The organism is Antrihabitans stalagmiti (assembly GCF_016482825.1).
GTDB lineage: Bacteria > Actinomycetota > Actinomycetes > Mycobacteriales > Mycobacteriaceae > Antrihabitans > Antrihabitans stalagmiti.
On the sequence record NZ_JAEMNV010000005.1, the window covers coordinates 109580 to 130512 of the forward strand.

Genomic DNA, 20933 nt, shown 5'->3' on the forward strand with positions numbered 1-20933 from the left:
CGGTACTGCCAGCAAGGAGCCTATGGTGATCCGGGTGAACTCGTCGGGAGATCAGGGTGCCGGTCCCGACGATGGGGCCGGAGTTGCTCCGTCGTCCAAGGCGCAATGGCGCAAGAAGGTGATGCGGACCAGGGCTGATACCGACCCGGCCACACGAAGTGACGAAGCGAACGAGATCGCCCGCCATGTCGGCGAACTCGCAGAAGCAGGCGCGACTGTGTGCGCCTATGTCCCGTTCGGTTCCGAGCCCGGCTCGATCGGCTTTCTCGACGCGCTGCGCGAGGGTGGCGCCCGTGTGCTCCTGCCGGTCACACTCGAACCGGGGCCCCTGCACTGGGGCGAGTACTCCGGCGGCGGTTCGCTGATACCGGCACGCTACGGAATGCGCGAGCCGCGAGGAAACCCACTCCCGCCGGCTGCGATCGCGACCGCCGACATCGTCATCGTTCCTGCTCTTGCTGTCGATCGGCGCGGCGTACGGCTGGGCCGTGGGGCCGGGTTCTACGACCGCACACTCGGTCTCGCCAGGGCGAATGCACGATTGGTTGCCATCGTGCGCGACGACGAGTTGGTCGAGCGACTGCCCGAAGAGCCGCACGACAAACGTATGCACGCTGTGATTGCGCCGGGATCGGGGCTGGTCCAGCTCGCGTGGGACCTCGGGTGAACGCACCGGGTGAGGAATATCTCGACGAATAGCATCGTTGGCACTGTCGCAGGTAGAGTGCTAATACTTGCGGTGAGCAAACCCTTGCGGAGGAACCAGTGCCAACGTATTCGTATGCGTGTACAGAGTGCGACAACCGATTCGACATCGTTCAGTCGTTTTCGGACGACACCTTGACGGTGTGCCCGGAGTGCTCGGGCAAGCTGCGCAAGTTGTTCAACTCTGTCGGCATCGTGTTCAAGGGCAGTGGCTTCTACCGTACGGACAGCCGCAGTGGTGGTTCGACATCGGTCGAGCCGGCAGGCGAGAAGAAGTCCGACGCAGCCCCCGCGAAGACCGATTCCGCGAAGTCCGCGACACCGAAATCGGATTCTTCCAAGTCCGACAAATCCAAGTCGTCGACCCCCGCACAGGCCGTGGCCAGCTGATTCACCACTTATCCACAACCGAATACTTATCCACAGAGCGGCCCGGAGACGGGCCGCTTCGTGTTTGCGTGCCCATATCCTCCGCGTATGGAACGACGCGCTCGTGAACGCTCACTCGCACCGGCACTGACTGCTCGCCTCGGTGACCTGACTCGTCCGAACTGGCTCCGAACCACCCTTGCCCGACGTATCGCGGCTGCAATGCTTGTCGTCCTGGCTGTCGGTCTCTACCTGCGGGGCGATCCGAGCACCGAGCGTATTCCGGTGGTCGTGGCGACGTCCGATCTCACGCCAGGCGCCGTCCTCACCACCGACAACGTCCGAACGGTCGACGTCGAATCCAGGGCGATCCCCGACGGTGCGGTTCGACACACGGCCGACATCGTCGGCCGCACCCTTGCGGGCGCCGTTCGCAACGGTGCGATGCTCACCGACCTCTCCGTACTCGGACCACGACTCGCCGCCGCATCGTCGGGTAGTCCGGATTCTCGTGTAGTACCCGTCCGCCTCGCCGACCCAGCGGTAACCGAATTGTTGCGGGAGGGCGACCGGGTGGACGTCGTCACGGCGAGCGAGGACGGGCCGTCGGCCGTTCGGGCTGCACGCATGCTTGCTTCCAACGCCGCTGTCGTCCTGGTGTCGTCCGCGGGCACCGGCCATGGAAGGGGCGATCGAGTTGTCCTACTGGCACTTTCGACGGCCGAGGCCGGCGCGGTCGCAGCGGCGTCGCTGTCTAGTGCACTCACCGTCGTGCTGCACTGACCTTCGTTTCGTTGCCGTCTCGAGGTTCGTAAGGAGCACACGTACAGCAAGTGTCGATTAATATTCCCGTGAGTTACACGTGCGCTGCCGAACGTCAGTCAACAGATCGGGGAAACGACAATGCTCAAGGGATTCAAAGAGTTCATTCTCAAAGGAAACGTGATCGACCTGGCAGTCGCCGTGGTCATGGGTACGGCATTCACGGCCATCGTCACAGCCTTCACGAACAGCATCATCAATCCGCTGATCGCCCGCCTCGGTGGCGGTGGCACCATCGGCCTCGGCTTTCAGCTCGGTACCGAAGGTAACGAGAAGACGTTCGTCAACCTCGGCACCGTCATCACCGCAGGCATCAACTTCCTCATCGTTGCAGCGGTGCTCTACTTCATCCTCGTCCTTCCGGTCACGAAGCTGAAGGATCGCAAGAAGGCCGAAGGTGACGACGCCGAGGGTCTCACCGACTCCGAGGTACTCGTCCAGATTCGCGACATCCTCGCCGGTGGCGCGAACACACCGGCAGGTTCGCCGGAGGGCAAGCACGGCCTCTGATTCGCCGGGTACCTACAGGGGCCTACCGCCGACTCGGCGGTAGGCCCTTTTTGCTCGATTAGCAGAATTTTGTCGGAATTACTGCGCTGCCACGCGAACGAGTGCGGTTCGTTTTGAAGTACGCGGGTAAATAAGGGAGAATTGCGCCTACGCGAACGGCACTGTGCGCAGACTTCTCCGTGCCGTCTCCAAAAGGAAAGAACGGCTGCCATATGAATAAATCTTCGGCAAAGAAGACCGGCCGAATCGGCGTATTGCTTGCGGTGGCGGTGGGCACAGCAATGTCGACCGCTCAGCCTGCTACAGCCGGTCCGGGCGAACCGTCGGTGATGGTGCAGACGGTTGGACGCGAGATCATCGTCTCGGTGAGCCGCGGATTCGCAGCGGGCGGAGTTCCCGATCCGAACTGCACCCCAACCGTTCGCGAGGCCAGCTTCGGTGGCGCACCACAATTCGATTGGTCACCGCCGACCGTGTCGGAAGCAGTCGCCAGCGGCGCGACACCCAACGCGACCAACAGGAGCACTGTCACGGTTCCGCGTGACGGCACCTACGCAGTCGGTGCCGTGTGCCGCGACCCGTGGGGCCAGTTCTTCGCGCCTGCCATCGCTGTTCAGGTCGGTAACCCGGCGCCGGTCGGACCTGGCATCGAAACGACGCTGTGGTCGCAGCCGATCCCGATACCCACCCAGATCACCCGCGCGATTTCCATCACCGTGCACAACTCGGGATCCGGTGGACCGTGTGGGGCAGCGGTCAAGCAGGTAGCCGGCCTAGGTAACTTCGAGTTCCAGTCGAGCACGCCGGAGCAGTTCGCGGATCCTGGCACTTCGCGCACGATGTCGGCGATCCAGCCGGGTCCGGGAACCTACGCGGTCGTCGGCATGTGCGGTTCGACCCCGTCCTACCCGCCGGTGTTTCTCTTCGTTCCCTGATTTCACCGGATCCAAATAGCCGCAGAGCCCCCATCCACGGATGGGGGCTCTGCGGTTTTATTGTCTTTACTGCCGTGTTTACACCGGATTCCGTAGGGAATCCCACTCGTTATTTGCCTACCTAAACAAAAGCACCTGTGCCCGACCGGTTTACCGGTCGGGCACAGGTGTTACTTATGTGGTGGAGCTAGCCGATCAGTTACGGAAGATCGGGCCGTATGCAACGACCGTGTCGCCGGCTGCACTGACAACCTTGACGTACGGGCGGATGCTCGTGACGCCGAGGACGCCGGTGACGGTGCCCTGGAAGTTGGAGAGTGCGATGTCGCCTTCGGCACCGGAGATGCTGCCTTCAGCGGCCGGGACGTCGACGATGCCGGGGCCGAAGCCGACCTCCATGTCGAAGCCCGGAAGCGGAATGATGTCACCGATTGTCAAGACGGCACTTTCTCCGACCTCGAGGTCGAGGCCGGGGTTCCAACCGAAGTTGATGCTGCCGTCGAACGTTGCCGGGTAGCCGACCTGGTAGCCGATGGTGATGGTGCCTTCGAAGTCTGCGGCGTCGGGGCCTTCGACCTTGAACGCTGCGCGACCGTTGTGGAACCACTCACGTGTGAGCGGGTTGCCGTCGAGCGGGGGCACGAACTGAATGAACGTGTCCGCTGTGATTGCTTCGATGCGGTTGCCCTTGAAGTCGACAACGCTGTTGGAGCCGTCGACGGCGGCGGACGCAGCGCCGCTGTTACCGAGCGCCAAAGCGGCGGCGGCAACAGTTGCGAGCGCCATGCCCCGAACGAAACCCAATCCGCGGCGACGCCGCGGCGTACGAATATCCGTCATTTACCCTCATCCGTTCATTTGATGCCGCACCGAGTGCGGCCCCAACCACGACTCTCGAGGTTGGCGAGTGGTCCCTTGGGGCCCAGCGAAAGTATTACGGCGAAGTATTACGGAAAAGTTACATCCCGCAAACTCGTCGCAAACGCTGGTACGGCGAGATCGAGCCTGATCCCACTGTGACCGATGCGCAAGAACACACATCAGCCCTCCAAATAGCTAAGTACTGACTCGAGAGGGACACTAACGGTCGGATAACGGCGAGGCAACGCGGCGGCATCTGGGCCGTATGTGATCTACATCACATTGTCGTTGGAACATACATTCCCGGCCGGGGGTAAACGGCTCGGAGTGATCTTGATCAACACTCTTACCTGGCAGTTCATCTGCTGTACACATTACGACGCTAAAAGCAACAAAAGCCGAAAAACCGTCCGCTGAAATCGCTCGGTCAGCCGTGATGCGGGGGAATCTGACTGCGTAGCCAATCGTCGCCGTCGCCCGAACGCGGTTCGTCGCCGTCGTTTCGCTCGTCGCGCGTCACGTCCGGCAGTACATCTCCGAAGACCTTCGCTAACAAAGCGCGATCGACCGGAGGACGCGTGGCATCCTCCGGTCGATCGGCGTCGCTATTTTCGGAAATTGTTTTCTCCGTTTTTGCTACTGCGGATAACTGCTATCCGGCGTTATAACTACTCGGCCAAGCCGGACAATTCCCCGATTACATGGGTCGCCAGTGGCGTCAACGTAGCCATACCGTCGCGAATTGCCGCACGTGAACCGGCAAGATTTACGACCAGAGTGCTTCCGGACACACCGACGAGTCCACGCGACAACCCGGCGTCGAGTGCTCCTGCCGCCAAGCCGGAGGACCGAATCGCCTCGCTGATGCCGAGCAATTCGCGGTCGAGGACGTCCGCGGTCGCGTCGGGCGTCACGTCGCGCGGGGATACCCCCGTGCCACCGACGGAAATCACCAGGTCGACACCCCCGATGACGGCGGTGTTGAGCGCGTTCCGGATTTCCACCTCGTCGGCAGCGACGACGACCGTCGCGTCGACGAGGAAACCCGCTTCGTCGAGCAACTCGGTGACCAGCGGTCCGGTGCTGTTGGACGAGCCGCCGTGAGCGGTCCGGTCGTCGACTATGACTACGAGTGCGCGGCCTGCGACCGGGGCATCGATTTCCATGATGCCTACCGTAGTAGCACCGCTGTTTCGGGTATCGAACTGCCCGGAGATCGTCATTCGGGTTGGTTGAGAGATCCGCATCATCGGCCGCCTTCTGCTGGTGCCTCGTCGAGTGTGACCTCGACGGACTTTTCGTTTCCACCGCGATCGTCGGTGTAGGTGATCTGAACTTTGTCTCCGGGAGAGTGCGAACGGATGGCCGCGATCAGTGCGTCACCGGCGTCGATGCGGCGATCGTCGACCTTGGTGATCACCGCACCCTTCGGGATTCCGGCCTTTTCTGCAGCGCCGCCCTTGGTGACCTCCATGACGCGAGCACCGTTGGCGTCGTCGGCCGATGGCACCTGCAATCCGATCAGCGCGTGCGTCGCCTTGCCTGTCTTGATCAGTTCGTCGGCAATCCGGCGCGCGTTGTCGACCGGTATGGCGAAGCCGAGGCCGATGGATCCGCTCTGCGTTTCCTGACCCTGTCCCCCACCGAGCGTCGCGATGGCGGTGTTGATGCCGATCAGCTTGCCGTTCATGTCGACGAGAGCCCCGCCCGAATTACCGGGGTTGATCGCCGCATCGGTCTGAACGGCGTCGATCACCGTGTTCTGGTTGCCGGATTCACCGCTGGTCGAGACCGGACGATTGAGCGACGACACGATGCCCGTCGTGACTGTTCCTGCCAGCCCGAGCGGTGACCCGATGGCCACGACCTGCTGGCCGACCTGCAGCGCGTTGGAGTCACCGAGTTCGATCGGTCGCAGGTCCGTCTTACCGTCGACCTTGACGACCGCGATGTCCGCGACGGGGTCCGCGCCTACGAGCTTGGCGGCAGCTTGCGAGCCGTCGGCGAACGCGACGGTCAGTTTGCCGTCCGGGCCTGCGCCTGTCGCGACATGATTGTTGGTGAGGATGAGGCCGTCGTTGGACAGGACGACGCCCGACCCTTCGCCTTCTTGTCGGTCGCCCGCGATCTTGATCATGACCACGCTTGGCAAAACCTTGTCCGCAACAGCCTGGACGGAACCGGCAGGGACGTTGATCGCCGGACTCGTTCCCGATTTGGGTACGTCGAGGGCGTTCGTCGCGGCAGAGGCCGAGGACGGTGCGGAGTCGGAATCGGTCGCGAGCACACCGACCGCTCCGCCGACGCCGCCGCTGACCAGTGCCAGCGCCAAGGCGCCTGCAAACAATCCGGCCCGGCCGGACCTGCGCTTGCCTTGTGCGGGGATCTGCTGAGGTCCGGTGTGCTGGGGTCCGACGTGTTGCTGGCCGGTCTGAAACTGCGCCCGATACTGCGAGTCGTGCTCCTGGTACGCAGCGGGGATCTGCTCGGTGGGCCGGTGGTTCTGCTGGTAGCCCGTACGCGGCTGCTCGTAGCCACCGGTGTTCGCATGCTGCTGGTAGCCGCCGTAACCGGCCACAGGCGTGTTCGGCTGTGCGTAGCCGCCCTGCTGCTCGAAGCGCTGGCGATCCGCTGCGGCGTCACCGCCGGAGAATCCGTCACCCGTCCGATCGTCGGTCATCGATCCTGCTTTCGTTGTTCCGTGTTCTCGATCGACCACTGATCGACCCATTTCGTTACCGGGAGCCATACCCGGTGTTGTCTGTTGCCAAGCCTGTCGGGTGCTGCTGAGAAGGAACTGAGACCGACCTATCAGTTTGCCGAGACTCTGATTCCGAGGCTTGTCCGAGACGCCGTTTTCCCAGCCCCGACCCCCCACAGCCTCAGGTGTCTTCGTCGGCGATCAGGTCGTCGGGATCGATTTCGCCAGGCAGCACGATGCGGATCAGTGCGCCACCACGCTCGGAGGTGTCGATTGCAATAGTGCCGCCGTGCTTGACGACGACCTGCCGCACTATCGCGAGTCCGAGACCGGACCCCGGCATCGATCGTGACGCCATCGTTCGATAGAACCGCTCGAAGACGAGTTCGCGTTCGGCCGGCGGTATGCCGGGTCCAGCGTCGTCGACGGTGAACTCGAGCAGACCGTCGCCGATTCGCCGCATGACCGCACGAACCTGCTCGCCGGGTGGACTCCATTTGGCCGCGTTGTCGAGGACGTTGAGCACGGCCCGCTGCAGCCCGGCCTCGTGGCCGTAGACGAACCACGGCGAAAGCTCGGCGGTGAACTCGATCTCGTTGCGGCGCCTGCGAGCGCGTTCGAGCGCCCGCTCGATCACGTCGCCCATGTCGACCCGCTCGTAGACCGTCTCCGGTGCGTCCTCGCGAGCGAGGTCGACCAAATCGCCTACGAGCGTGGACAATTCCTCGATCTGGGCCATGACGTCGAGACGTAGCTCGGCCATGTCGTCGGCCGGAATGCTCGGTGCTCCAGGCTTGGACGATGCGATCAGCAGTTCCATGTTGGTCCGCAGCGAGGTCAGCGGTGTGCGCAGTTCGTGGCCCGCGTCGGCGACGAGTCGACTCTGGCGATCGCGCGACTCGGCGAGCGCACGCAGCATGGTGTTGAAACTCTCTGTCAGCCTTGCCAATTCGTCGTTGCCGGTGACCGGGATCGGGGTCAGATCGTCGGTCCGCGCAACTCTTTCCGCGGCCGCGGTGAGACGTCCGATCGGTCGCAGACCGGTTCTACCGACAGCGGTACCCGCGACGGCAGCAAGAACGACTCCGCAGCCGCCGACGACGAACAGGACCCACGCGAGCCTGTCGAGCACGGCACCCGTCGGCTCCAACCGCTGCGCGATCACCAGGGTGCTACCGGTGTTGGTCCGGGCGGTCATCACTCGTTGCCCGTCGACGGTGTGCAGCGAAAACTCCTGTTCGCCCTTGGCCACTGCCATCTCGTCGGCACCGATCGGTGCGTTCGATCCCGGCGGCATGTAGACGTTGAGGTCGGGAAAGATCAGGGCGACGCTGATGTCTTTCGAGTAGTACGTCGCGACGGCGACGTACCGGACGTCCAGTGCGTCGAGGTTGTTGTCGATGAGCGTCGCGGCGCGGGTTCGTAGTTGCGAGTCGACGTCGGCGTAGAGGGCCCGTGCGACGACCGCGTAGGCGGCGATCGCCATGACGGCGACGGCGATCGCCACCACCGACGCGGCAAGCAACGTCACGCGCCAGCGCAGCGACACCGACCGCGTGAGCGGCATCGGCGGACGCATTTCGGTCGATCCAGCCCGACCGGGCGCGCCGGAACCGTCGGGCAGACCGAGTAGGTGCTGCGGTTCGGCTCCGGACCGACGGTCGGAGATCGAGTGTGGGGTGAATCTCACTGTTCGATCGACCTCACGGTGGGGTCTCCCGAAGGACGTAGCCGACGCCGCGGACGGTGTGAATGAGCCGCGGTTCGCCGTCCGCTTCGGTCTTGCGGCGCAGGTATCCGACGTAGACCTCCAACGCGTTCCCCGAGGTCGGGAAGTCGTAGCCCCACACCTCCTCGAGGATGCGGCTGCGGGTGAGGACTCGACGTGGATTGGCGAGCAACATCTCCAGCAGCGAGAACTCGGTGCGGGTCAGGCTGATCGATCGAGTGCCTCTGGTGACCTCACGTGTGACCGGATCGAGCCCGAGGTCCGCGAATTGCATTGCCTCCGAATCGATACCGGCGTCCGGTGCCGCGCGGCGCAGCAGTGCGCGTAGCCGCGCGAGCAACTCTTCGAGTGCGAACGGTTTCGGGAGGTAATCGTCGGCACCCGCGTCGAGTCCGGCGACCCGTTCGGATACCGAATCACGGGCCGTCAGCACCAGAATCGGCAGATCGTCGCCCGTGCTGCGGAGTCGTCGGCACACTTCCAGCCCGTCGAGCTTCGGCATCATCACGTCCAGGACCAGCGCATCAGGGCGAGAAGCGTTCGTTTTGTCGAGTGCATCGACGCCGTCGACCGCGAGGTCGACGGTATAGCCGTTGAACGTCAGCGAGCGGCGCAGTGACTCGCGCACCGCCCGATCGTCGTCGACAACCAATATGCGCATGTCAACAGTGTGTACTGCGCTACTGAGATATGGCTGAGAACGTGCCGGTCGAGCGGAGCGAGGGGGGAATGTCACGCTCACTAGTCCTTCACCCTCGCGCGCGGTAGTTGCCAGCGCTGCCATAGTGCGAGGCAGCGTAGCCCGGTCGCCGCGGCCGTCCCTGCGATCAACGAGATACCTTGCGGCAGGTCGATGCTCTCGCAGACAACCACCAGCAACGCGCCGAGTAGCGCGGGCAGAGCGTAGAGGTCGCGTTGTAGGAGGAGCGGCACCTCGTTGACGAGCATGTCGCGGATGACCCCGCCGCCGATCGCGGCTGTTGCACCGATCAACACTCCGCCGAGGGCGCCCGACCCGTGCTGCAGTGCGACTGTCGCCCCACCCGCCGCGAACAGTCCCATCCCGAGTGCGTCGAAAAGGACTACGGCACTCCAGATTCGGTCGAGGACGGGGTGGGCGAAGAAGACGACCAACGACGTCGCGACCGACGCGGTGATGTTCGGCCATTTCGACAGCGAGTCGGGTGGATGCACCCCGAGCAGGAGGTCGCGGAGAATGCCGCCGCCGATGCCCGTGGTGGCGCCGACGACGCAGATCCCGAAGACGTCGAGTTGCTTGCGGACGCCGACGAGCGCACCCGATGCCGCAAAGGCGACGATGCCGACGATGTTGAGGATCTGCAGCAGCACCGGGTCAGCGTATGCCGAGCGTCAGGTGAGCCGGTCCAGGTCGACCAACCCGAGTTCGACGGCCTTCACCAGCCGGCGTGGCACCTTGTGCGCGATACCCCCGACGCGGACCTCGACGAGTGCGGGGTTGTTCGCCTTCCACTGCGATCGGCGGCTGCGGGTGTTCGACCGCGACATCTTCCGCTTAGGAACTGCCATGGGGACGCCTCCGTCCGTACTTGCGCTCGAACTTCTCGACCCGTCCCGCGGTGTCCATGATCCGCTGCGCACCGGTCCAGAACGGGTGCGACTCCGCGGTGACGTCGACGATCACGAGTGGGTAGGTGTTGCCGTCGGTCCAGTCGACGGTCCGCTCGCTCGTGATGGTCGAACGGGTAAGGAACCGGGTCCCCGTGCCCGCGTCCTGGAAGACCACCGGATGGTAGTCGGGGTGGATGCCCTGTTTCATGCCTGTTCCTCTCGATTGCTTTCCGAATACGGCGATTCGCTTGTCTCGCATGGATCTTCGTGCCATTGGCCGAACGGATCGGCCCAGTCCTGCCAGGTTTTCTCGTCGGCGAGTTCGTCGTCGGTGACCAGCGCCCACTGCAACGCCCTGGAGATGTCGGAGGGGTCGGCGGAGTGCACGAGCGCGATCATCGAGGTGTCGCGGTCGCCGAATCGTTCGTCCCAGCGCATCGCGGCCATGGCAACCCGCGCCGGGTCGGCTGCTGCCTGTTCGGCGGGTGACATGGCGGCGAGCCAGGTTCCGGCACTGGCGACGCGAAGACCGCCGCCCGCTGATTCGAGCCAGAGCGCTTCGTCGGGTTGCGTCGCGACCCAGACCCGACCGCGGGCACTGACGACACCGTCGAGCAGCACGTCGACCGCCTCGTGCAACCTGCCGGGGTGAAAGGGGCGGGTCGCGCTGAATTCGACGATCGTGACGCCGCAGTCGGTGTCGAGCGACGGTTGGCCACGTAGCAACGGACCGTGTGCGTCGAAGACGGCACCGCGTCGCGCGTCTGCCGGCACGTGTCCGAGCAGGGCGGCAGCGTCGGGTGTCGCCCCGGCAGGAACCCAGGTGATCGGCGCGCCGGGGGCGAGTCGCCGCAGGATCGCAAGCAACTTCGCCTGATGCCACGCGTCTGCCGGACTGCCGCTGATGACGAGCGCGTCGGCGTAGTCGACCTGTCCGACGACCAGCTGCGCGACAGTCCTGTCGTCGTCGATGCTTGCCAGCACACCACGGTCGGCGAGGGTGTCGTCACCTGTCGCGTCGACAAGCCAATCGGCGGCGTCGACGCACGTCAGGACGGCCTCGATCTTGACGTCGCGAGCGGCGGGACCGTCCAATTGCCCTACGACGCCGGTGATTTCGACATTCTCGATTGCCCAGCAGAGCGCTTCGGGCTCGAGTGTGCGGTCGAGTTCGAGCACGATGCGGTCGATCGAGTCGCGGGCGCCGAGCCTGCGCAGCAGCGGAAGCAGATCCTCGCGCAGTGTGCACGACACGCAACCGTGTGCGAGCTCGAGGATCGATTCACGGCGGGCGTCGTACGTGGTGACCGTTCGACGGACGACCCCCTCGGTGACCTCGGCCAGATCATGGCGAACGACGACGGTCCTGGCGTCGAGCAGGGATCGAGCTGTCGCCGCGGTGGCGCCTGCCCAACCCGCCACCAGGATTACCGGCGTTCTGCGATCGGTCGCGCTCACGGTCAAGCCACCTCCAGGGTTAATCGACAACGATTGTCATTACGACAGGAGGGAATGTACCGTGAATCCACCACGTTGTCGAAAACGATTGTCATAACCGCAATCGCACAGTTCACGAGAGGCAAGACCGATGTCGGCGCACTGCCAAGTCACCGGACGGGTGCCAGGGTTCGGGAAATCCGTATCGCACTCGCACAAACGGACCAGCCGCCGCTGGAACCCGAACATTCAACGCAAGACCTACTTCGTGCCGAGTGAAGGTCGTCGAGTCACCCTCACCGTCTCGACGAAGGGCATCAAGACGATAGACCGCGACGGTATCGACGCGGTCCTAGCTCGCATTCGCAGCCGAGGGGAGAAAATCTGATGGCCCGCAACGAGATTCGACCGATCATCAAGCTGAAGTCCACAGCGGGGACGGGTTACACCTACGTCACGAGGAAGAACCGGCGCAACGACCCCGACCGTATGGTTCTCCGCAAGTTCGACCCGATCGTGCGCAAACACGTCGACTTCAGGGAAGAGCGCTGACATGGCCAAGAAATCGAAGATCGCTCGCAACGAGCAACGAAAATTGGTCGTCGCCCGCTTCGCCGAGCGCCGGACCGAACTCAAGGACATCATCCGCAGGCCGAGCAGCAGCGACGACGAGCGTAGGGCCGCACAATCCGCTCTGCAGCGGCTCCCGAGGGACGCAAATCCAGTACGATTGCGCAATCGAGACGCGGCGGATGGACGTCCACGCGGCTACCTTCGGAAGTTCGGCCTATCTCGAATTCGCGTTCGCGAAATGGCCCACCGAGGGGAACTTCCCGGCGTCCACAAATCGAGTTGGTGAGGAGCAGATCATGGCAGTGAAACGAGCACCCTCCAAGAAGACTCGCGCAGACGAGGGCCGCAAGCCGAAGAAGAATCCACTGATCTCCGCCGGTGTCGAGACTGTCGACTACAAGGACATCAACCTGCTGCGCACCTTCATCTCCGACCGCGGCAAGATTCGCAGCCGCCGCGTCACCGGGCTCACCCCGCAGCAACAGCGGCAAGTTGCGGTAGCTGTGAAGAATGCTCGGGAGATGGCGTTGCTGCCGTTCACCAGCAGCAGTCGCTGACACCTGTCACCGAAACGACAACGGCCGCACAACCCCAGCTGGGTTGCGCGGCCGTTGTGCTGTCAGCGAATCACGGGATGGTGAGGACCTGTCCCGGGTTGATCAGATCCGGGTTGTCGACACCACTTGCGTTCGCGATTTCCTGGTAACGGTTGCCGTCACCGTAGAACTTCTCGGAGATTGCCCACAGGGTGTCGCCGGGCTCGACCGTGTAGGTGCGAGGGGCCGGCGGCGGCGGAGGAGGCGCGGGGGCCTCGGCCGGTGCGGGCTCGGGCTCGGCCGGTGCTTCGGCTGCCTCGACGTTGGTACCCGACGCCCAGAGGACATTGCCCTCGGCACCGTAGAGCACGACGTTGCGGTCGGCCTGCAGCGTCAGCTTGGCGCCACTGTTTCCGCTGGTCTCCGATGCCCACTTGGGCTCGTTGGCGTCGTTGTACAGCACGAAGTTGCCATCGTCCTGCAACGTCGCACGGACGGCGCCAGACCCGTTGGTCTCACTGGCCCACACTGCGTTGCCGTCTTCGGACAGCACGAGATTGCCGTCGTCCTGCAGCGTCAGCGCGTACGCACCGTTGTTGATCGACTGGCCACGGTCGAGGCCGCTACCCGCCTGCAAAGTGTCCGCCACGTGGTTCCCCTTTCGGAGGATTTGTCTCTTATGGATACTTTGGTGCAACTGCGCCGAACCTGCTGCGTAGCTTGCACCGACGCCGAACACTACTGCGCCGGGGCGCGGCGCGCCCGGGTTAAGTTCACCAATTCAAAGAATGTTCACTCCCGCCGCTGAACCCGATATCAGCCGACCTGCGAACTTGCAGTTACAGACACCTGACCGCCGATGTACAAATAGCGGCTCGATTGCTGGCGTGTTCCCCACCGTGTCGCTATTTCCGTCGCAGCCTCATGTAATCGCTGACGACTGCCGCCCCGAGACCATCGAGATCCGGGGCCACCACACGACCACCCGCACGCCGCGCCATCCGATCGACGAACCGTGCCAGGCCCGGGTCGTCTCCGAGGCGGAAGAAGGTCACCTGCGCACCGAGCCGCGCCAGCAGATCGAGTTCCTTGATCGTCAGACCGAGGGTCCGCATGCTCGGCGGGTAGTCGAAATGCGCGTAGCCGTCAGGTTCGAGGTGCGCTGTCGGCTCGCCATCGGTGACGATCAAGACGACAGGCTGCGCATTCGGATTACGACGCAGATGCCGACCAGCAAGCATCAGCGCGTGATGCAGGTTGGTGCCCTGCTCGTATGCACCGTCGAGACCTGCCAATTCCGAGGCGGTCAAGGTCCTCGCATTGCGACCGAACCCGATCAGCTGCAGGTCGTCACCGCGGAAACGTGTGCTCACCAGATGATTGAGCGCGAGTGCGGTCCGCTTCATCGGCACCCACCTGCCCTCCATAACCATCGAGAACGACGTGTCGACGAGCAACGCGACAACGGCTTGCGCACGCTGTTCGGTCTCGGCGACCTCGACATCGGACACCTGCAAACGGACGGGTATCGCGCCCGGCTGCCGCAGCACGGCATTGGTGATCGTCCTCGTCACGTCCCACGGTTCGGTATCGCCGAAGGCCCACTCCCTGCTCGCGCCCGTCGGTTCCCCCATCGCGCCGGCCTTGCGCGTGTCGCGTTCGCCGCGTCGACCCGACAAGCTGCCTGCGACATCGCGCAATGCCGATTCGCCGAGCCGTCGCATTGCTTTCGGCGAGAGCCGCCACTGACCGTCGGCACCTTTGTCGAGAAAGCCTTGCTGCTGCAACGCTTTCTCCAACTCCGCGAGGGTTTTCACATCCGCGGCTGCTTCGTCGCCGAGGTGCCGAGCCAACGCATCGAGATCGATGTCGTCGAGTTGAGCACCCGCATGTTGTTGCGCGAGTTGATCGCCGAGCTCTTCGAGTTCGGCGATCTCCTGCAGCGCTGCCGTTCCCTCGCCGAGTCCCATGCCCTGCTCACCACGGAAGCGCTCCGAGCCTTCCCAATCCTCCCCCGGCCGCGCCGACTGCAGATGCTGATCGAGGCGACCCAACTGATCCAGCAGCGACGGACTGCCGAAGGCCTGCTGCGACAACGCATCCAGCTCGGCACGTTGGTCAGGGGTCAGCGAGTTTCTGAGCCGCTGCGCCGCGGCAGCGCGTGCCGCGAGCGAATCGAGTAGCTCCTCGACGTTGGTCGGATTGTCGGGGAAGAACTCACCGTGGCGGTCCATGAACTCGTCGAACTGCTCTTGGGTGTCTGTGCCCTGCGCATGTGCGTCGAGCAGATTGTTGAGGTCGTCGAGCATGTCGGCGATCCGCTGCCGGTCCTCGTCCGACGCGTTCTCCAACGCCTGCTTCATGCCGGCGAAGCGTTGGTCGAGCAACTCGCGGCCGAGCAGATCGCGAATCTTGTCGTACTCCGCACGTGCTTCCGAGCTGCGCCAGTCGTAGTCCGAAAGTTCCTGCACCGCTTTGGCAGTCGATCCCGGCAGCTCCGCGAGCTGCATTTCGGCGAACCGCGCGTCGTCGTCGAGCGCGCGGGCAAGCGCCTTGCGTTCCTCCAACACGGCACGGTCGAGCAGCTTGCGAACCTCTTCGAGAGTTCCGTCGAGATTGCTGCGCTGCAACATCTCTCGTCGTCTCTTCGCGGCCTTCATCGCAAGGTCGTCCAGACCGCGCATGTTGCCGGTACCGCGACGAAGCAACTCGCGCAACGCATGTCGAGGCGAACTGCCGCTCATGACATCGTTACCGATCGCCTCGAGCGCATCGCGCAGGTCCACCGGCGGTGCGAGTGGATCGCTACCGTCGTACGGCGTGTACCGCGAATCCCGCATCAGCCGTACACCAGCTGCCCGTCGTCGCTCGCGATCTTGCTGATGCGACGAGCCAGATACAGGCCCTCCAGCGCGAACTCGGCCGCCGCCGCGCGTTCACCGTCGGATTCGGCGTGCAGCCTCTTCGCGACCACATCGAGAATGTCGAGGTCGGGTAGTTCGGCCAGGAGCGCTTTGGCCGTGACCCGCTCGCCGGTCACAACCGGATCGCCGAGTTCGACCGCACTCACCAGCGTGGCAAGGTCGATCCCACCGAGACGTTCGCGCGCGGTGTCTGCCGTCGCGCGACGCAGCAGATGCTCGAGAACCTCGATCTCCCGACCTTCCTCGCCGGATTCGAACTCGATCTTGCCGCGCAGTACCTCGATGACTGTGCCGAGATCGACCGGACGCGCAACCGGGTCGGCCTCGCTGAGCACGACACTGCGATGCACCGCCGACGCTGCGACCGTTTCAGCGGCAGCAACGGCGAAACGAGCCGACACACCCGACCGCTGATCGATCGCCGTCGATTCGCGCAGCAGTCGAGTGAACCGCGCCAGCACCTCGAGCAGATATTCCGGGACGGTCGCTTCGAGGTGTGCTTCCTGATGAACGACTGCGATCTCGTCGCTCAGCAGCCGTGGATAGTGGGTACGGATCTCGGCGCCGAAACGGTCCTTGAGTGGAGTGATGATACGGCCGCGATTCGTGTAATCCTCGGGGTTCGCGCTCGCGACCAACAGGACGTCCAAAGGTAGCCGCAAGGTGTAACCGCGGACCTGAATATCCCGCTCCTCCATCACGTTCAGAAGCGACACCTGAATCCGCTCGGCGAGGTCGGGCAGCTCGTTGATGGCGACGATGCCTCGGTGCGCACGCGGAACGAGTCCGAAGTGGATCGTCTCCGGATCGCCCAGGCTGCGACCTTCGGCGACCTTCACCGGATCGACGTCACCGACGAGGTCGGCAACGCTGGTATCCGGCGTCGCCAACTTCTCCGCATACCGTTCGCTGCGATGCCGCCATTCGATCGGCAGGTCGTCGCCGAGTTCTGCCGACCGTCGAATCGAGGCGGGCGTGATCGGATCGTAGGGATGTTCGCCGAGTTCACTGCCCGCGATGACCGGGGTCCACTCGTCGAGCAGCAGGTTCAGGGTTCGCAGAAGTCGCGTCTTACCCTGGCCCCGCTCGCCGAGCAGGACGACGTCATGGCCTGCGATCAGCGCTCGCTCCAAACGGGGCAGCACGGTGTCCTCGAACCCGACGATTCCCGGCCACGGATCCCTACCGTCGCGCAGTGCAGCGATGAGGTTCGTTCGAATCTCTTGCTTGACGGACAGTTGCGCATGCCCAGAGGCACGCAGCTCGCCGAGTGTCGCGGGCTTGGTGTTGGCGTGAGTCACCTCCTCACGTTACGAGTGTTCTTCCAAGGCGGCCACTGGAGCACCGACCCGCGTCATAGGATCGGACCATGGAGACCTGGGTCCTACCAGCGTTGCTCGGCCTCGGACTGGCTGCAGCCAGCGGTTTTCGCACCTTCCTACCCCTACTTATGCTGAGCGGTGCAGCGCATTTCGAACTGCTCGGCATCGATCTCAATTCGTCGTTCGACTGGGTCGGCTCGACTGGAGCCTTGGTTGCGCTGGCGATCGCGACGGTTGTCGAACTGCTCGCCGACCTGATCCCGGTCGTCGACAACGTCCTGTCCGTCGTCGGTAACGTCACCCGACCGATAGCCGCCGTCATTGCAGCGGGGGCGGTGTTCGCCTCGCTCGATCCGTCGACGGCGGCGATCGCGGGCCTGATCATCGGCGCTCCGACCGCACTCGCGATCAGCGGTGCGCAGACCAGCCTGCGTGGCGCGAGCACCGTCGGTACGGCGGGGGTCGCGAATCCCGTCATCTCGGTACTGGAAGACATCGTCTCGTTCGTGCTGTCGTTGATCGCGATGCTGCTGCCGATCCTGGTGCCGGTGCTTCTCGGCCTGCTCATCTGGGGAGTCTGGCGGCTGACCACACGGTTTCGCCGTAAACCGTCCCCCGCCTAGCGCCGAGTGTGCACTTACGTCTCGTCCGAGTCGATCCAGCGACGAAAAGTGCACACTCGCGGACGGCCTGTGGATGAATATGCGAACCTGTGGATAAACGATTTTGACTTCGCGCAGGTCGGCAGCAGTCTCGTCGCATGGGGGATTTCGATCGGCCGTTTCTCGGTAGCGTCGCCGTCGCTGCTGGTGCGGTCACTACAAGGCAACTTCGCGTCGACTGCACGCGCCTGTTCCGCGACGTCTACGTCTGTAAAGGCGTCACCGTCGATGCACTCGTCAGGGCGCACGCGGCAGCGATCTGGGCAGGTGACGATGGCATCCTGGCTGGACTCTCTGCGGCAGCGATCCATGGCGCGCTCTGGATCGATCCAAACGCACCCGCCGAAGTGTTCCGAACGGGTAGTCGACGCCCGCCACCTCGCACGATCGTGCACGGCGACGCCCTCGAACCGGACGAATTCGGTTTGTACGCAGGCAGATTGGCGTCCAAGCCGGCACGGACAGCCTACGACCTCGGTCGGCGACTACCTCTCGACAGCGCGATAGCGACCATCGACGCTCTGTGCCGAGCGACAGGACTCCAGCCCGACGAAATCACAGCGGTCGCCGAGCGTCACCCTGGCACCCGTGGGATCGTCTCGTTGCGTGCGGCAATAGAACTCGTCGACGCAGGAGCGGAATCACCGCAGGAAACGCGAACGCGACTACTACTCGTCCGTGCCGGACTACCTAGGCCGACGACACAAATTCCGATCGTGGACGAGTGCGGTCGAGTCGTTGCCCGCGCCGACCTCGGCTGGGAGCGGTGGCGAGTGCTCGTCGAGTACGACGGCATTCAGCACTGGACCGACGAAGAGCAGCGAGCGTGGGATCACGAGCGATCCGAACTACTGGAACGGCTGGGCTGGAAAGTGATTCATGTCAGCTCGAAACGGCTTCGGCTGCGTCCACACGAAATAGTGGACCTCGCCCGCGGGAAGCTACGCGAAGCTGGAGCACCCGCCTGAAACCCCGTCGAGTGTGCACTTATGTGTCGCCCAAGACGCTCGGGACGACGATAAGTGCACACTCGACGGCAAATCAGTGGGCGAAATGCCTCGCCCCGGTCAGATACATGGTCACGCCCGCCTCGCGTGCGGCCTCGATGACGAGATCGTCGCGGACCGACCCACCTGGCTGCACTATGGCCCGAACACCTGCTGCGGCAAGCACTTCCAGACCGTCGGGGAATGGGAAGAACGCATCCGACGCCCCGACCGAACCTTTCGTTCGATCGCCCGCACGCTGCACGGCGAGGTGCGCGGCGTCGACCCTGTTGACCTGTCCCATTCCGACGCCGACCGACGCGCCGTCGTTCGCTAGCAGGATCGCGTTCGACTTCACGGCCCGGCAGGCACGCCAAGCGAATTCGAGGTCAGCGAGGGTTGCTTCGTCCGCGCCCGGACCGACTGCAAGAGTCCAGTTCGCGGGATCGTCACCCTCCGCGTCGATGATGTCGCGTTGCTGCAGCAGCGCGCCACCCGAGATCGGGCGAAGTTCGGCACCACCGTGGACGGGTGGATGGGCGAGCAGAACTCGAATGTTCTTCTTGCGTTGCAACACTTCCACCGCGCCGTCAGCGTAGGCCGGAGCGATGATGACCTCGGTGAAGATCTCGGCGACCTGCTCGGCCATCTCGACGGTGACCTCGCGGTTCGCGGCGATCACCCCGCCGAACGCACTGACCGGATCGCACGCGTGTGCCTTGCGATGGGCCTCGGCAATGTCGGCGGCGATCGCGATGCCACATGGGTTGGCGTGCTTGATGATTGCCACAGCAGGCGACGAATGATCGAACGCCGCACGCCACGCGGCGTCGGCATCGGTGTAGTTGTTGTACGACATTTCCTTGCCGTGCAACTGCTGGGCCTGCGCGAGACCGTCGGCACCGGGGCCCGACTTGTACAGCGCCGCAGCCTGATGCGGGTTCTCGCCGTAGCGCAGCACGGCCGAGCGATCCCACGTACCACCGAGCCACGACGGAAAGCCCTCGGGGTCGGTGACGAGGACGTTGGACATCCAGCTAGCGACAGCGACATCGTAGGTAGCCGTGTGTTGAAAGGCCTGCGCTGCCAAGGCCGTTCGCTCGGCGAGGGTGAACCCACCAGCCGAGACAGCAGTGAGCACATCGTCGTAACGCGCCGGATCGACGACCACCGCGACGGACGGATGATTTTTCGCAGCGGCACGGACCATCGACGGACCGCCGATGTCGATCTGCTCGACGCACTCGTCGGGCGAGGCTCCCGAGGCAACGGTTTCGGTGAACGGATACAGGTTCACGACAACGAGCTGGAAGGCTTCGACCCCGAGTTCGGTCAGCTGATCGAGGTGTTCCTCCTTGCGGGTGTCAGCGAGGATGCCCGCGTGGACCCGGGGATGCAGCGTCTTGACGCGCCCATCCAGAGTCTCGGGGAATCCGGTCAGGTCTTCGACCTTCGTCACCGGAATTCCGGCGCCCGCGATGGTCGCGGCCGTCGACCCGGTCGAGACAAGTTCGACACCTGCGGCGTGCAAACCGGTTGCGAGCTCTACCAGCCCGGACTTGTCGTACACGCTGACCAGTGCACGGCTGACAGCCTTGCGTTCACTCACTTGGAATCTCGGCCTTTCGTCCATCGGAGATGACACCTCTTACGGCAACGGCGGCGACAACCTCCGCCAGTAGTCGACGTTCGACCACCTTGATTCGCTCGTGCAGGCTCGCTTCGTCGTCGTCGGGAAGGACCGCAACGCCTTCCTGAGCCAGGATCGGTCCCGTGTCGACACCGGAATCCACCAGATGCACTGTGGCACCGGTGAGTTTCACACCGTAGGCCAGCGCATCGGGCACCCCGTGCGCGCCAGGAAACGACGGCAGCAGCGCGGGGTGGGTATTGATGATCCGACCGCCGAACGTCGACAGGAACGTCGGTCCGAGGATTTTCATGAAGCCAGCGGTGACGACGAGGTCAGGATCGTGTCGGTCGACGGCCTTCGTCAGCGCGACATCCCATTCGGCGCGGCCCGCGTGCTCGCGAAGTGCGACCTTGAAACGAGGCACGCCTGCGGCGTCGGCGTGCTCCGTTGCTGCGCAGGTTCTGTCGACACCGACCGCAACGATGTTCGCGGGATAGTTCGAACTACTTGCGGCCTCGAGCAGAGACCGCAAAAGCGTTCCGGTTCCGGATGCCAGCACGACGACTCGCGCGGGCGCCGTCGGCGGCAGCCGGATTGGTTCACCCGAGGTGGTCAGCGCTCTACTCCTGGCTGCATCG

Annotated in this window: 25 protein-coding genes; 11 read left to right on the forward strand and 14 right to left on the reverse strand. The window is 64.0% G+C overall.

Annotated elements, in window-relative coordinates; translation table 11 throughout:
• Positions 1-34: 34 nt before the first annotated feature.
• The 5 genes from JGU71_RS16770 (at position 35) to JGU71_RS16790 (ending at position 3341) form a co-directional block, all read left to right on the forward strand.
• Complete coding sequence (locus tag JGU71_RS16770) at positions 35-667, forward strand: 5-formyltetrahydrofolate cyclo-ligase (RefSeq protein ID WP_307829690.1); 633 nt, start codon at positions 35-37, stop codon at positions 665-667.
• 98 nt (positions 668-765) lie between these two features.
• Entirely contained in the window at positions 766-1095 is a 330-nt protein-coding gene (locus JGU71_RS16775) for an FmdB family zinc ribbon protein (protein WP_199705430.1), read from the forward strand.
• Positions 1096-1182: 87 nt separating this feature from the next.
• Positions 1183-1857: an SAF domain-containing protein gene (locus JGU71_RS16780; protein ID WP_199705431.1), complete on the forward strand. Its 675-nt coding sequence runs from the start codon at positions 1183-1185 to the stop codon at positions 1855-1857.
• Positions 1858-1977: 120 nt separating this feature from the next.
• Entirely contained in the window at positions 1978-2406 is a 429-nt protein-coding gene (mscL, locus tag JGU71_RS16785) for a large conductance mechanosensitive channel protein MscL (protein ID WP_199705432.1), read from the forward strand.
• A 212-nt stretch (positions 2407-2618) separates the two neighbouring features.
• Positions 2619-3341, forward strand: a complete 723-nt coding sequence (locus JGU71_RS16790; protein ID WP_199705433.1) for a hypothetical protein — start codon at positions 2619-2621, stop codon at positions 3339-3341.
• 195 nt (positions 3342-3536) lie between these two features.
• Here JGU71_RS16790 and JGU71_RS16795 read toward each other — a convergent pair whose 3' ends face one another.
• From JGU71_RS16795 to mrf, 9 genes are all read right to left on the reverse strand, one after another.
• On the reverse strand, positions 3537-4181 hold the full coding sequence (locus JGU71_RS16795) for an MspA family porin (RefSeq protein ID WP_199705434.1): 645 nt from the start codon (positions 4179-4181) through the stop codon (positions 3537-3539).
• Between the two features lie 689 nt (positions 4182-4870).
• Positions 4871-5368, reverse strand: coding sequence for a MogA/MoaB family molybdenum cofactor biosynthesis protein (locus JGU71_RS16805; RefSeq protein WP_199705435.1), 498 nt, complete (start codon positions 5366-5368; stop codon positions 4871-4873).
• A gap of 80 nt (positions 5369-5448) precedes the next feature.
• Positions 5449-6882, reverse strand: a complete 1434-nt coding sequence (locus tag JGU71_RS16810) for a S1C family serine protease (RefSeq protein WP_199705436.1) — start codon at positions 6880-6882, stop codon at positions 5449-5451.
• A 202-nt stretch (positions 6883-7084) separates the two neighbouring features.
• A complete protein-coding gene (locus JGU71_RS16815; protein ID WP_199705728.1) occupies positions 7085-8482 on the reverse strand; it encodes a HAMP domain-containing sensor histidine kinase in 1398 nt (465 codons plus the stop codon).
• A gap of 124 nt (positions 8483-8606) precedes the next feature.
• Positions 8607-9293, reverse strand: a complete 687-nt coding sequence (locus tag JGU71_RS16820; protein ID WP_199705437.1) for a response regulator transcription factor — start codon at positions 9291-9293, stop codon at positions 8607-8609.
• Positions 9294-9373: 80 nt separating this feature from the next.
• Positions 9374-9982, reverse strand: a complete 609-nt coding sequence (locus JGU71_RS16825) for a trimeric intracellular cation channel family protein (RefSeq protein ID WP_199705438.1) — start codon at positions 9980-9982, stop codon at positions 9374-9376.
• A 21-nt stretch (positions 9983-10003) separates the two neighbouring features.
• Positions 10004-10180: a 50S ribosomal protein L32 gene (gene rpmF / locus JGU71_RS16830; RefSeq protein ID WP_199705439.1), complete on the reverse strand. Its 177-nt coding sequence runs from the start codon at positions 10178-10180 to the stop codon at positions 10004-10006.
• Positions 10167-10430, reverse strand: a complete 264-nt coding sequence (locus JGU71_RS16835) for a type B 50S ribosomal protein L31 (RefSeq protein ID WP_199705440.1) — start codon at positions 10428-10430, stop codon at positions 10167-10169. Before JGU71_RS16835 ends, rpmF begins: the two co-directional genes overlap by 14 nt.
• On the reverse strand, positions 10427-11680 hold the full coding sequence (gene mrf, locus JGU71_RS16840) for a ribosome hibernation factor-recruiting GTPase MRF (RefSeq protein WP_199705441.1): 1254 nt from the start codon (positions 11678-11680) through the stop codon (positions 10427-10429). Before mrf ends, JGU71_RS16835 begins: the two co-directional genes overlap by 4 nt.
• 130 nt (positions 11681-11810) lie before the next feature.
• On the opposite strand from mrf, the gene rpmB reads away from it, so the two are divergent.
• The 4 genes from rpmB to rpsR are packed head-to-tail and all read left to right on the forward strand — an operon-like array spanning position 11811 to position 12789.
• Entirely contained in the window at positions 11811-12047 is a 237-nt protein-coding gene (gene rpmB / locus JGU71_RS16845) for a 50S ribosomal protein L28 (protein ID WP_199705442.1), read from the forward strand.
• Positions 12047-12211, forward strand: a complete 165-nt coding sequence (gene rpmG / locus JGU71_RS16850) for a 50S ribosomal protein L33 (RefSeq protein ID WP_199705443.1) — start codon at positions 12047-12049, stop codon at positions 12209-12211. The genes rpmB and rpmG overlap by 1 nt, the downstream gene beginning before the upstream one ends.
• Before the next feature lies 1 nt (position 12212).
• Complete coding sequence (gene rpsN, locus JGU71_RS16855) at positions 12213-12518, forward strand: 30S ribosomal protein S14 (RefSeq protein WP_199705444.1); 306 nt, start codon at positions 12213-12215, stop codon at positions 12516-12518.
• Between the two features lie 10 nt (positions 12519-12528).
• Entirely contained in the window at positions 12529-12789 is a 261-nt protein-coding gene (gene rpsR, locus JGU71_RS16860; RefSeq protein WP_199705445.1) for a 30S ribosomal protein S18, read from the forward strand.
• A gap of 70 nt (positions 12790-12859) precedes the next feature.
• Here rpsR and JGU71_RS16865 read toward each other — a convergent pair whose 3' ends face one another.
• The 3 genes from JGU71_RS16865 to JGU71_RS16875 form a co-directional block, all read right to left on the reverse strand.
• Complete coding sequence (locus tag JGU71_RS16865; RefSeq protein ID WP_199705446.1) at positions 12860-13417, reverse strand: LysM peptidoglycan-binding domain-containing protein; 558 nt, start codon at positions 13415-13417, stop codon at positions 12860-12862.
• Positions 13418-13673: 256 nt separating this feature from the next.
• Complete coding sequence (locus JGU71_RS16870) at positions 13674-15608, reverse strand: vWA domain-containing protein (RefSeq protein ID WP_199705447.1); 1935 nt, start codon at positions 15606-15608, stop codon at positions 13674-13676.
• A complete protein-coding gene (locus tag JGU71_RS16875; protein ID WP_199705448.1) occupies positions 15608-16993 on the reverse strand; it encodes an ATP-binding protein in 1386 nt (461 codons plus the stop codon). The genes JGU71_RS16870 and JGU71_RS16875 overlap by 1 nt, the downstream gene beginning before the upstream one ends.
• Before the next feature lie 68 nt (positions 16994-17061).
• On the opposite strand from JGU71_RS16875, the gene JGU71_RS16880 reads away from it, so the two are divergent.
• Positions 17062-17637, forward strand: coding sequence for a DUF4126 domain-containing protein (locus JGU71_RS16880; RefSeq protein ID WP_199705449.1), 576 nt, complete (start codon positions 17062-17064; stop codon positions 17635-17637).
• Between the two features lie 137 nt (positions 17638-17774).
• Positions 17775-18644 carry an endonuclease domain-containing protein gene (locus JGU71_RS16885; RefSeq protein WP_199705450.1) on the forward strand — a complete coding sequence of 290 codons (870 nt, stop codon included), beginning with the start codon at positions 17775-17777 and terminating at the stop codon, positions 18642-18644.
• A 73-nt stretch (positions 18645-18717) separates the two neighbouring features.
• Here the strand turns inward: JGU71_RS16885 and purH are convergent, their stop codons facing one another.
• The gene (gene purH / locus JGU71_RS16890) at positions 18718-20271 is read right to left on the reverse strand and encodes a bifunctional phosphoribosylaminoimidazolecarboxamide formyltransferase/IMP cyclohydrolase (protein ID WP_199705451.1); all 1554 of its coding nucleotides are present in this window, start codon (positions 20269-20271) and stop codon (positions 18718-18720) included.
• The gene (gene purN / locus JGU71_RS29910; protein WP_233529622.1) at positions 20264-20911 is read right to left on the reverse strand and encodes a phosphoribosylglycinamide formyltransferase; all 648 of its coding nucleotides are present in this window, start codon (positions 20909-20911) and stop codon (positions 20264-20266) included. The genes purH and purN overlap by 8 nt, the downstream gene beginning before the upstream one ends.
• Positions 20912-20933 lie beyond the last annotated feature (22 nt).